At 55.0% G+C, this 11,835-nt stretch carries 13 protein-coding genes; 3 read left to right on the top strand and 10 right to left on the bottom strand.

The genetic code is table 11. The features are described from left to right. Nucleotides 1-75: 75 nt before the first annotated feature. The 3 genes from ABC336_RS17600 to ABC336_RS17590 all read right to left on the bottom strand — a co-directional run bounded on the left by ABC336_RS17600 (nt 76) and on the right by ABC336_RS17590 (nt 2,206). Nucleotides 76-759: a CpsD/CapB family tyrosine-protein kinase gene (locus ABC336_RS17600; RefSeq protein ID WP_413239882.1), complete on the bottom strand. Its 684-nt coding sequence runs from the start codon at nt 757-759 to the stop codon at nt 76-78. Further along, a complete protein-coding gene (locus ABC336_RS17595; RefSeq protein ID WP_413239881.1) occupies nt 740-1,501 on the bottom strand; it encodes a YveK family protein in 762 nt (253 codons plus the stop codon). The genes ABC336_RS17600 and ABC336_RS17595 overlap by 20 nt, the downstream gene beginning before the upstream one ends. 282 nt (nt 1,502-1,783) lie before the next feature. Next, entirely contained in the window at nt 1,784-2,206 is a 423-nt protein-coding gene (locus ABC336_RS17590) for a hypothetical protein (RefSeq protein ID WP_413239880.1), read from the bottom strand. A gap of 965 nt (nt 2,207-3,171) precedes the next feature. Here ABC336_RS17590 and ABC336_RS17585 point away from each other — a divergent pair. After that, on the top strand, nt 3,172-3,597 hold the full coding sequence (locus ABC336_RS17585; protein WP_413239879.1) for a LapA family protein: 426 nt from the start codon (nt 3,172-3,174) through the stop codon (nt 3,595-3,597). Between the two features lie 83 nt (nt 3,598-3,680). On the opposite strand, the gene ABC336_RS17580 is transcribed toward ABC336_RS17585, so the two are convergent. Beyond that, nucleotides 3,681-4,604, bottom strand: coding sequence for an AEC family transporter (locus tag ABC336_RS17580; RefSeq protein ID WP_413239878.1), 924 nt, complete (start codon nt 4,602-4,604; stop codon nt 3,681-3,683). Then, nucleotides 4,604-5,485 carry a LysR family transcriptional regulator gene (locus ABC336_RS17575; protein WP_413239877.1) on the bottom strand — a complete coding sequence of 294 codons (882 nt, stop codon included), beginning with the start codon at nt 5,483-5,485 and terminating at the stop codon, nt 4,604-4,606. The genes ABC336_RS17580 and ABC336_RS17575 overlap by 1 nt, the downstream gene beginning before the upstream one ends. A 545-nt stretch (nt 5,486-6,030) precedes the next feature. Here ABC336_RS17575 and ABC336_RS17570 point away from each other — a divergent pair. After that, on the top strand, nt 6,031-6,690 hold the full coding sequence (locus ABC336_RS17570) for an NAD(P)H oxidoreductase (RefSeq protein ID WP_413239876.1): 660 nt from the start codon (nt 6,031-6,033) through the stop codon (nt 6,688-6,690). A gap of 13 nt (nt 6,691-6,703) precedes the next feature. Next, nucleotides 6,704-6,898, top strand: a complete 195-nt coding sequence (locus tag ABC336_RS17565; protein ID WP_413239875.1) for a hypothetical protein — start codon at nt 6,704-6,706, stop codon at nt 6,896-6,898. Here ABC336_RS17565 and ABC336_RS17560 read toward each other — a convergent pair. From ABC336_RS17560 to cls, 5 genes are all read right to left on the bottom strand, one after another. Further along, nucleotides 6,895-7,026: a hypothetical protein gene (locus ABC336_RS17560; RefSeq protein ID WP_413239874.1), complete on the bottom strand. Its 132-nt coding sequence runs from the start codon at nt 7,024-7,026 to the stop codon at nt 6,895-6,897. The two genes, ABC336_RS17565 and ABC336_RS17560, sit on opposite strands and share 4 nt — an antisense overlap. A gap of 162 nt (nt 7,027-7,188) precedes the next feature. Beyond that, nucleotides 7,189-8,103 (bottom strand): diacylglycerol/lipid kinase family protein, encoded by a 915-nt coding sequence (locus ABC336_RS17555; protein ID WP_413239873.1) that lies wholly within the window; start codon nt 8,101-8,103, stop codon nt 7,189-7,191. A 795-nt stretch (nt 8,104-8,898) separates the two neighbouring features. Beyond that, complete coding sequence (locus tag ABC336_RS17550; protein WP_413239872.1) at nt 8,899-9,288, bottom strand: DUF2188 domain-containing protein; 390 nt, start codon at nt 9,286-9,288, stop codon at nt 8,899-8,901. 38 nt (nt 9,289-9,326) lie between these two features. Continuing rightward, complete coding sequence (locus ABC336_RS17545) at nt 9,327-9,872, bottom strand: general stress protein (RefSeq protein WP_413239871.1); 546 nt, start codon at nt 9,870-9,872, stop codon at nt 9,327-9,329. Between the two features lie 124 nt (nt 9,873-9,996). Continuing rightward, nucleotides 9,997-11,466 carry a cardiolipin synthase gene (gene cls, locus ABC336_RS17540; RefSeq protein WP_413239870.1) on the bottom strand — a complete coding sequence of 490 codons (1,470 nt, stop codon included), beginning with the start codon at nt 11,464-11,466 and terminating at the stop codon, nt 9,997-9,999. Between the last annotated feature and the right edge of the window lie 369 nt (nt 11,467-11,835).

Raw genomic sequence — 11,835 nt, 5'->3', positions numbered from 1 at the left:
CTTTGAGGCCAAGACTAGTTTCTTTACTTGCAACGCCTCGTTCGGGCCACTTTCCCGCCGCTTTCCCGCCCGCGCTCAGCCATAGTAAGCGTAATAAGCGTAGCTGTCCGAGCCGGTGCGGCTCACATTGTTGAGGACGACGCCGAGCATCCGGGCATGCGCGTGCTGGAGCCGGGTCTTCACCTTGCGCGCCATCTCCTTCTTGACCTTGCCTGCGTCGATCACGAGGATGACCCCATCGCACTTGGCCGCCAGGATCTGCGCGTCAGTCACAGCCATCATCGGCGGCGTATCGATCAGCACTATATCGTACTGCTCCCTGGCCCGCTCCAACAGCTGATCCATACGCTTCGAACCGAGCATCTCCGACGGATGCGGCGGTACCGGCCCCGAGGGCAGCAGGCTCAGGTGGCTGATCTCCGTCTCCAGCACGACCTCGCGCAGTTCACTGTTGTTGCTGAGTGCCGACGTGAGACCGTAGCGGTTGGTTAGCCCAAAGATCTTATGCTGGGTCGGCTTGCGCATATCCGCATCGATGAGCAGCACCCGTTTGCCTGTCTGCGCATAGGTGACCGCCAGGTTGGCAGTAGTCGTACTTTTGCCTTCGCTCATCCGGGAAGAAGTGATCATGACAGTGTGGATATCCGTATCAAAATTGGAGAAATCGACATTCGTTCTGAGGACTTTGTAGGCCTCAGATATCGGTGATTTTGGATTTACTTCCGCGATCAGCGGAAGACTAGGCTTCGAAAGGGACATTCTTCTCACTCCTTGCCTTTTTCTCGACGGGAGAAGGCTTCAACTTGCCGCTGCTCCCGCCAAAGTCCCGCTCCTTCATGCGAGGGATTGCCGATAGGGTCGGCATGCCGAGTACGGTCATTACATCGTCCTCTGTCTTGATCGTGTCATCCAGATATTCCAGCAGGAAAGCTACGCCCAGACCGAGCATCCCCGCCAGCAGCAGTGCTGCCGCTATATTGAGCTTGGGTGAAGGCGATACCGGCGCAGGTGTACGGCCGGGGTCGGCAGTATTGAGGATCGAGACATTGTCCACCTGCATAAGCGAGGGAATCTCCTCCTGGAACACCTCAGACACGCTGTTGACGATCATCGCCGCTTTCTCGTAAGAGATATCCCGCGCCGATACGCTCATCACCTGCGTCTCATTGACCGAGCTGACACTGATCTTCTGCACCAGTTGTTCCGCCGACAGCCCCAGCTCCGGGTGCCGCTCGGCCACCATGCTCATAATGCGCGGCGTCTGGATGATTTCCTTGTAGGTTTTGACCAACTGGATATTCGAGTTGATCGTGCCCAGGTCCAGCCTGGCCATCAGGTTTGCCTCGCTTGATTGATTGACGATCAGCTTGGTCGATGCCTCGTAGACCGGATCTTGCAGCATATACGAGTAGAAGCCTGCTCCTGCTCCGCCCAGCACCATGAATAGAATGATCAGCCACAACCGCTTCTTGACGATGTTCCCATACTGTTTGAGTTCCAATGATCTTCCTCCTGTTCATCACTTCACCTTGTCGTATAATAGCTGCTGTCCTGCTATGACGCTTCTTCAGAAGCTGTACACTTTCGTCAAAAGTTATTCGAAACGCGACCTTTTAGTTAAAAAAAATTATGCCTGTCTTTTTACCGCTTGGTGTGCAAGTCGGGGTAATAAGAAATGTCAGACATAATTCTGGCTGTCGGGTTCCAAAAATTGAGCTTGGAATGACCATTTTACTCGATATGAATATTATTCGTTAAGAGAATTTGTCGATTTGAGTATAATTCAATATGAATTACTTTGTAAATACCTTTTTGAAAATTCATCCACCGACCCGCCTGCCAGCACATGCTCGATCAGGTCTTCGGCAGTACCGCTGCAACCTTGCTTTTGCAGCAGCAGCGTAACCAGCTCGGCCAGATTCACCTTTGGTCTTTTGTGGGTAGAGACATACTTGCGCTTGGCATAATCATAGACCATCTCTTGCTTGACAGGGTATTCGGCCATGTGCAGCCATTCCGCCATGGACGGCCGGTCATCGCCGCTGCCAGCCAGGCTCTCGTCCTGAGCCAGCCGCTTCAGAAATTCGTTCACCCGCAATGCTTTTTGCTTGCGTAGAAGCAGCGCCTGGAGGCTGTCGGAAAGTTCCATGTGATGGATTTCCCTTCGGTAGTCCATGGCTGCCAACGATCTGGCCTGATCCATCATTAGTCAATTCCCTCCAATTCTGAATTCTCAGTATGAGGATTTTGGAAAAATAATGTTATACGTTTTGAATAATTATAAAATAGCTTTTTCGAAATATGTGTCGTTTCGTGTCGAAAGAAATAAGATTACAAATTGCTTACAGCTCGTAAACGCTTACTATTCAGCAATAACAATGCTTTTTCACAAAAAAAAATAAATGCCCTCCTCACCGCAAACGGTAAGAATGGCATTAATATGCAAATCGATCTGGGACCAGCGAACGAAAAACAGTAAAAGGGACTAGTAACAATCGGTGTAAGCCATATATCGGGCTATCCATTAACGGAATAGCAGCCACACAAGGCAGACCCAGAACGGAATTGCCAGCAGCAAACCATTGATATAGCCTACTCTAAGACTTCCTTCCCGGAAAATCATGAGAAAGCGCCCCCTTCATTCTGCAGGATACTACTAAGTATATCCTTAAATCTGAAAATTACAACCGCTTTCATTAAGATTTATTCAGATTTGTTTGTTTCAATTGGAAATTGGGTAATGTGCACAAGCTCAGCTGCCATTTCGGGACTTAGGTTCGCCCCGCAGAAGGTCAAATCCATTAATTCCGCCTCATCAGCTTGGTATTGTCTTTACAATAAATAGTTCCAGGAGCAGGGATACCGCAAAACGTTGCTAAGCCTATGGAACCTTTTCTGGAGAAGTCAGTCGGGATTTCCAGCGGATCTGTTGCTTTGCTCATGAATAATGCCCGGCTTTCTCTCTGCCACCTTCGCTTTTACTCTTATATATATGAAGAAACTCGTGCGCGGCTGATTCATCCGACTGCATACGGCGTTATGAGTAGGTATGGGAACCCGAGTAATGGCTGCGTTCTTCCGCATGCGCAAGCCGTATCCCGGCAACTTCTTCTGGATATAGTATGATGGACAGCTCCACGCAAAATTTACCTTATGAAAAGAGGCGGCACGATGAGCAAACAAACGTCCATGAAAGTGCAATGGCTGATCATTTCTGCACTCGTCTTCGCCGTGATTACGGCCATCTTTGCCGTCATCAACGTGGACTCCGTGCAGGTGAACTTCCTGTTTACCCACATTGAGACACCGCTTATCCTGGTCATCCTGATCTCGGCTCTATTGGGCGGGCTCATGGTATTCCTGTTCAGCTTTGTCCGTCAGGTTCAGATGCAGCGGCAGGTCAGACAGCTGGAGAAACAGCTCGCTGCGGCCCAGCAGGAGCAGCCGGCCCCCTCCCGTCCCTTTAACGGACTCAGCGACACTCGGCCTGCCGAGGAACTCCCGTCAGCTCCGGACCCGCAGGTGGATTCGTCGGATCGTCCGCTGCCTGGCGCAGACACCTCTCTGCCCGGTACCGATACGGATCGGGAGCGCTAAGCTAACGCCAGGTTCATCCTTGTACGCCAAGAATCACCCGCGCTGGGTGATTCTTTTTTGTGCGCGCATGGCCGGACCGTCCGTTATTGAACCAGACTGATCAGCACCGGCAGCAGCAGGAACGAGATCAGCGTACTCCATAGTATGCACTTGGCCACCATCGTCGGCGCGGCCTTGAACTGTTCGGCGAGGATCACCGAGTTTACCGCTACCGGCATGCAGGATAAGATGAACAGCACCGAGAACAGGACGCCGTCGATCCGGAGGATATAGAGTGCCAGCAATGCTGCGAAGGGCGACAGCAGCAGCCGGGCAGACATGCCCGCCCAGAAGCCTTTGACCACCTCGGGATCCAGCTTGACCTTGCTGACATTCATCATCTGCACCCCCAGGACGACCATGACCACTGGCGAGTAGGCGGCAGCCGCCATGGCGATGCCGCTCTCCAGACCGGAGGGCAGCTGCAAGCCGGTGCTGCGCACCGCAAACGCGAAGATCGCAGCATAGATCGCCGGCAGCGCAAATACCGATCTCACGGCCTTCTTCACCGAGAAATGCGAGCGGGCCGCAAAATAGATGCCGATCGTGTTAACGATCACCATCTGGCCGATCACATAGACGGAAGCCTTGTCCAGTCCGAGCTGGCCGAAGGCCAGCAGCACGAGCGGCAGCCCGTAGTTGACGCTGTTCGTAAATGTCGAGACCAGCGTCAAGCCTGCCTGCTCTTGCTGAGGCAACCGGAGCATACGTCCGAGTCCTGTCGCGAGCGCCCATAACAGAATCAGATTGAGCAGCGAAAAACCAAGCGTCTTGTACACATCATCCAGCGTAATCTCCGCCGTCAGCAACGTATCGAGCAAGATCGCCGGGCTTAGAAAATAGAGATACAGCACGAGCAGCGGCTTGGTGTCCAGCTGCCGGTAACGTGCCAGCAGCGCACCGACCAGTACCGGGATCATGAGCGGCAGAATCACCTGAAGCAGCGTCGTATATACCGTCATAACCATCAGTCGGCTCCCGCCCTTTCTTCATGAGGCATCGGCCCGTCCCACAGCTCCTCGAGGAAGGCGGTCACGTTGACAGATTGCCACTTCCTGCGATGCATCGCGCAATAGATCGCAATCGGATATCCATCTGCCGGACCATAAGGCTCGACCTGCAGCCTGCCTTCGGCCAGCTCGCGCTCGACCGTAAATCCTGGCAGGAAAGACTTCCCTACCCCGCTCAGCACACACTGCTTGATCGCCTCGATACTGGGCAGCTCGACCCGGATGGACGGTGATGCTTCATGCTGCCTCATATAGTCATCGAACACGGGACGATAACTGCACGCATGCTCCGTGTACAGCATCATCTCCCGGCGCTGCCGCTGCACAGCTCTCACCAGCGGGAGCTGCTCCTCCCTGACCCTGCGCACCTCAAGCTCCGGCGGGGCCCACCCGGCGAGCTCCACGAGCAGTGCCAGATCGATATCTCCCCTCTGCAGCTGCTGGTTCAGTCGCTGGTAGTCGAGCGGCTTGACGACCAGCTCTACATCGGGATACCGGTCCAGGAAGCTCTGCAGCCGTGCGGGCAAAAAATACGTCATCACCGACTCGCTCGCGCCGACCGTCAGTCTGCCTGTCGGTCGGCCCGGCTCCTGGACGGCCTCGCGGGACTCCGAGTACAAGCTGATAATATCCAGCGCATAAGGCAGGAACCGGCTGCCCGCCGCCGTCAAGGCTACCGTCTTGCCTATCCGGTCGAACAACGGGTACCCGAGCTCGCGCTCCAGCTCCTGGATGTGTGCGGTGATGGAGGATTGGGCATATCCCAGTTCATCCGCCGCCTTCTTGAATCCGCCGGACTCGACAATCGCCCGCAGCGTGATCAGATGCCGAAGCTCCATTCCGCCCCACCTCCTATCATTATTAACGAACTATATATTCATAACTATCTATTTTACCGATCAATAGGTTTATTTTATACTAGCATCAATCCATTGGCAACAAGGTGAGACGGCTTCGTCTCCCGTTGGCAACAGCCTCGAGACAGCCGGTGATAATAGCCGGGACAACCTGCGGATAGCCGCCCTTTTCAGACTGTTGAAGAATGGCTGGAGAGGCACGGAAATCAGATCGGGTCAACGCTTGTCTAGCAGAAAGCGACTTCGGGAGCATAAGCTCCTCACCGCTGGCCAGCTTCCGCTTCCCGTCCGGATGATAAGGGCAAAAGTACATCTGTTTTCCCTCCTTTCGCTTGAATCCCGGATCATAAAAGCAAAAGTACATCTATCACAAGCTGAATATCCTTATTATTCCAATCCCGAGCTTATTAGATGTATTTTTGCTCTTAGCCAGGGTGAAAAATAGATTTTCGGCGCTTCCAGATGCACTTTTACACTTGTCGTAGTAACAAGCCAGAGCTTGGGGCCCTCACCATAGAGTCGAACTAATGAAATCACCAAAACTGATGGAGGAGTGGTATACTGTGAATGTTTTGACGATTGTTACTCACCCCAGGAGGGATGCGCTAACCCTTGCTGTAGCAGAGAGATTCGTGGAGGGATTGAAGGCGGCGGGACACGAGACCGAAGTGCTGGACCTGTACCGCAGCGGATTCGACCCGGTATTGCGCGAATCGGATGAGCCGGACTGGACGGCGGGACAGCAGGTTTATTCGCCAGCCGTTGAGGAAGAGATGGCGCGGCTCCAGCGGCAGGATGCCTTGGCTTTTGTGTTCCCGTTATGGTGGTGGAGCATGCCGGCCATGATGAAGGGTTACATCGACCGCGTCTGGAATTATGGGTTTGCCTATGGTCCGCAACGACTGCAGCATCGTCAGGTGCTTTGGTTGACCCTGGCAGGAGCCCCTCCCGAGAAACTGGTCAAACGCCGCTATGACCAGATGATCGAGCATTACTTTAATGAAGGCATCGCCAGCTATTGCGGGATCGCACGCTCGAGTGTGGAACTGCTGTATGATACCGTCCCAGGTCCGGCAACAGCGGAACAGGCATCCCATTGGTTAGCCAAGGCGTATGAGTTGGGGCTGCATTATGAAGATATCGCGACATATCAACAACCCCCCGCCGGATCGGCCAGGGGGTTGTAGAATTGCTATTTTAGTGACGGAAAGAATGGAGCAGACCGCGCAGTCCTACATCAGCATTCAAATCAAGACCAAGCTGCGCTTGATTCAGAAGCGAATGACGTTTGTCGGAAGATTGGCTGTCGGCTTCCAAGGAGATCTGCACATCGAGATCGAGATTGGCTGCCAAACGGCTGTCTACGGAGTTATCCTCTTGACAGTTGGCGCTTAGAGCGGCGATCCCGCCGGACCGAGCACCTGCAGCGTCCCTTTCTGCCGCTGCTGCGGCGATCCCGCCGGACCGAGCACCTGCAGCGTCCCTTTCTGCCGCTGGTGCGACGATCCCGCCGGACCGAGCACCTGCAGCGTCCCTTTCTGCCGCTAGAGCGGCAAAAAGGGACAGACAGAGCCGCTACCGCTCACCCCCGCCCAGCACAAAGAAGGAGACGCCTGACTCAGGCCTCTCCCTCTCCTTTATCACAATATCCGCTCTCTCGGAACATGCGCTCGCTTGCACGCTCGTTATTCCACTGCCCCGTCTTCTTCGACTAGATCGCCCACGATGAATGTCAAATGCTGAGGCAGAAGCGACAGCTCGGCTGGCGTCTCCATGTAGACTTCGCCATCTGTATCCGCGCGCTTGGGCTCCTCCGTCCGGATCCTCACCCGGGTGGACCTCAGATAGTCGATAGAGCTGCTCTCGGGATCCCATGGCTTGCCCGTCTTCTGGCTCAGCACCTCCATGAGCAGCGGCAGCCCCGCCTCCCGGATGACATAGACATCCAGCAGCCCGTCTGTCAGCCTGTCATGATCGCCCGGCAGCGCGTTGGTGCCGATGAAGCCGCCGTTGGCCACCAGGATCATCACTGCCTCGCCAGTGACCAGCCCCTGATCCGTCTCCAGCTCATAGGCAAACGTATCCGCCGCCCGCACCTGCTGCAAGGCACTCAGGAAGTAACTCAGCTTGCCGATCTTCCCTTTGAGCTCACTGTTGATATTCTCGGAGGTATCTGTGATCAGACCAATGCCGTAGAAGTTGGAGAAATAGCGATCATTCATGACGCCGATATCCACCGCCAGCGTCCGGCCTTCGGTGATCGTCTCGGCCGCTTGCGCCAGCTGCTGCGGCAAACGGAGCGTCCGCGAGAAGTCATTGCAGGTCCCTCCCGGCAGCACGCCGACCACCGGCGGATGCGCCAGCCCCGACAACCCGTTGACGCATTCATGGACGGTCCCGTCACCGCCCAGGATGAGGAGCAGATCGACACCCTCCGCTCTCTCCCTGCAGTAACGCTCCGCATCTCCCTTTTCCTTGGTCTGGAGCAAGATCAGCTCGTTGATCGCGGGGGCCAGGACACGGGTCAGCGTTGCCAGCCGCTCGCCGATATCCGCTTGACCGGCGGCCCCATTGTAGATCAGTAGCGCTTTCTCATACATGTCGGCTCATCTCCTACGTTCATCTATAGTAAACTCCAGAGGCGTGCACCGACGCCTAATCTTGCTGTCTTTCTCCCAGTATATTCGATACCCCGCAGCCTGCACAAATTTCAATCGACCCTCCCCATGCGCCACAGCCCGCACCCGACCCTCCCTGCTTCCCTTAAGATCAGAGAGAATTGACGAATTCCCAAAAAAAACCGCAAATAGAAGCAAGGGCAAGAATGATGGAGAATGTAGGCAAATATCACGTGAAAACGCCTTTATTTTAAATTATCTGAATATTTACAATAGTCAATTTATGTAGTATTCTTTACACAAGCTTAATACGGAAGGGGATAGACCATTGGAGAATGTGAGCGAAGCATGTTAACTCGTGTTCCCTTGAACAAGGAACCCATCGGAAGGGTTGCGTTCCCTTAAAGAAGGAGCGTCTCTCGCAGGATCCGGTGCAGACATGCGGGTGATTCCAGAGGTGTCCAGGAAGTACTGAGCCCATGGTGATTCGAAGTTGTGCTGATACGCTTCAGCAAGCAGGCGAATGACCGAGATCCATAGCTTCACAAAATCTGAACGGATTGCGATTGATGGAAGGATCACGCAAGACAATGGAACGGAGTTGTAGGTAACAATTGAATAGTCGATATGCGAACAAATAAAAGTTCCGGTTATCATTGATAAGCGGAACTTTTATTTGTGTGTAAGTCGGCATACGATACCCGCCCGCCCGACGGTTCGATGTCCATCGGACAAGCGGGTATGGGCCGCCCGGTCAAAACTATCTGACCTGCCATATCAAGCATAATTGTGAGAGGTCTCTACCGTACCGTCGCGCCGATGAATGATCGCGCTGGCGTTGCGGTCCGAAGCCAGCTCCTTGGCTTGCTGCACCGCCTCGTCTTTGGTCGACAGCGTCATCTCGGGATCGTCCTCGCCTTCGCGCTTGACCGCCCAGCCGTCACCATCCGGAACAACATGCAGATTGACGCGGTCGCTGTCGTCCTCCGGCCCTCCATGGTCCGGATGCCGCTCGGCCCATTCTTTGGCTTGCGATGTCGCGATGGCGATGGCTCGTCCTTCCTCATAGTCATCCAAGAGCGCATTCGCGATTTCGATCGCCTTGTTACGCACCCGGGGCGACAGATTCTTCATCGAATCCGGATAATCCCGTTTGGTCCATGGCATATCGCTCATCCTCCTTGCAGCATGTCAGCAGCGACAAGTTACTTGGTCTGGTCCGGATGATTGGCTACCGCGCCCCAGTCGCTCGCATAGGAGTCGGCATTAAGCGAGTTGTTCTCGCGGAACGTCGAGTACGCCTCATTCCTGCGCAGCTCGTCAGCCTCTACCAATACGAGAATCCGACCCTCATTGACATAGTCGCTATACCGGTTGGCTTCCTCCTCCGGAATGCCCAGGCCGATCAGACCGCCCACCAGACCTCCCGCTCCGGCGCCCACAGCTGCGCCAGTCAATGCAGCTGCGATCGGCCCGGCCGCCAGGATCGGTCCGATCCCCGGTATCGCCAGCGCACCAGCTCCGGCCAACAGCCCGGTCAAGCCGCCCAGTACACCACCCGCCGTAGCGCCGGTTGCCAGTCCTTCCGGCGCCTTGGTACCAGTGGCATCCGATACGTTAGAGGCCTCTTCATTATCCTTGGCAATAATCGAAATCTCGTTGGTATCGTAGCCGCGTCTTTTCAGACCTTCAATCGCTTGGATCGCTTCCTTCTCGGAGTGGAACACCCCGATGATCTGCTTCTCGCTCATAACGAATCCCTCCTGCTTCTCGTAATCGCCGAGGCTCTGCAAGCGTCCTCTGCTATACATCCTACTTACCCCGCAGCAGGGATTGTAAACGCCTATCGTGCACGCCGGACAGTCAGCGGCCGTCCTACAGCACCGGCGAAAGCAGCCGGGCCAGCGATTCCTTCAGTCGCAGCTGCCATGGCCGTTTGTTGTATTGCTCCCGGGTCAGCTCGATGCAGCCCTTGATATCCTCCTCGAAGATCGCTTTGAGCCGCGCCGCCGTGACCGTATCATAGATGAAGGCATTCATCTCAAAATTCAGCCGGAAGCTGCGGATGTCCATGTTGGCCGTCCCCACCGAGCCCAGACGGCCGTCGACGACGATCGTCTTGGCATGCAGGAATCCCGAATCGTACAGATAACAGCGGGCGCCATTCTCCAGTAGGTCGCCCAGATACGAGGAGGATGCCCAGTAGACCAGCTTGTGATCGGGATTTTGGGGAATCATGATCCTCACGTCGACACCGGAGAGAGAAGCCAGCTTGAGTGCAGTTAAGAGACTCTCGTCGGGGATAAAATAAGGCGTCTGCAAATAGATGCTCTCCTTGGCGGCATAGATCATCTTGAGGTAGGCGTTCTTGATCGGCTCCGCCTCCGAGTCCGGACCGCTGGCGATGATCTGCATGCCGACATTGCCGCCCTCGCGCGGCTTGGGGAGATAGCGTGAATCGATGGAGACCTGCGACTTGGAGGCGAGGTTCCAGTCCAGCAGGAACTGGACCTGGATCTGCTGCACCGCACCGCCGACCAGCTTCAGATGCGTGTCGCGCCAGAAGCCGAAGCGGGCGACTAGCCCGAGGTATTCATTGCCGATATTGAAGCCGCCGATATAGGCCTCGTAGCCGTCAATAATCGCCAGCTTGCGGTGATTGCGGTAGTTGAGCCGCAGGTTGATGAGCGGGATACGCGAAGGAAAAAACGCCGCCATCTCGCCGCCTGCGTCCACGAGCTCCTGGAAGAAGCGCTTCGGCAGTGCCCGCGAGCCTACGTGATCGAACAGGAAACGGACCTGCACGCCTTCCCGGGCTTTGCGGGCGAGCGCCGAGATCAGCCGCTGGCCGAGCTCGTCGTTGCGCACGATAAAATAGAGCAGGTGGATATGATCCTCCGCCCGTTCGATCGCCTCGAGCAGCGAATCGAACTTGTTGTTGCCGTCGGTGAAGATCTCCACCCGGTTGTTCTGCGTGAACAGCGAGTAGGCGCTCACGAGATTCATCAGGATCATATCGTGATGATTGGCGATGGCTGGGTCGCGGTAGACGATCTTGCCCTGCTCGAGCAGGTGAAACTGGCGACCGAGTATCCCGCGGATCTCGTTAAGCCGGTCCACCTTGACCTTGTAGATCTTGCGGCGGCTCAGGTTCTGGCCGACGATCAGGTAGAGGATGAAGCCGACAGTCGGCAGGAAGAGCAGGATCAACAGCCATGCCCAGGTAGCCGCAATATTGCGGCGTTCCAGGAAGATGACGGTGCCGGCGAAGAAAATGTTGAGGATGTACAGAATGCCTAGTATATCCTGAATGCTAAGTGTACCTTGAAAGATGCCCCATGGCATGAAACTGCCTCCTGCTCCCGGCTCCGCCGCCCACTCAAGGATCGCAAGCACATGATATCTATTAATTAATATAGCAGAAAATGCTAACGTCACCAAACACGCTGTGCATCTGCTGCTCCGTCAAACCCATCGTCCGCTTGCGCCTGAGCGCTGTATCCTCTCTAAACAACAAAACCTGCTGACGCAGATTGGCACTGCCGATACGGACACGGGTAGCGCCTATTTCGACCAAAACCCTACTCGGAGCAGGTCCTACGGACACACGATCCGTTATGTGCTGCTTTTGGGCTCGTGAAGCGCCATTGTTAGACCGATAACGGATCCTCTGTCCGCAAGCAGCTATAAAAACACACCCATGCTCGAAATAAG

Source organism: Paenibacillus jepli, from assembly GCF_047238105.1.
Lineage (GTDB): Bacteria > Bacillota > Bacilli > Paenibacillales > Paenibacillaceae > Paenibacillus_D.
Note: the sequence above shows the minus strand (reverse complement) of the source record. Positions and strands in the feature narration are given on the sequence as shown.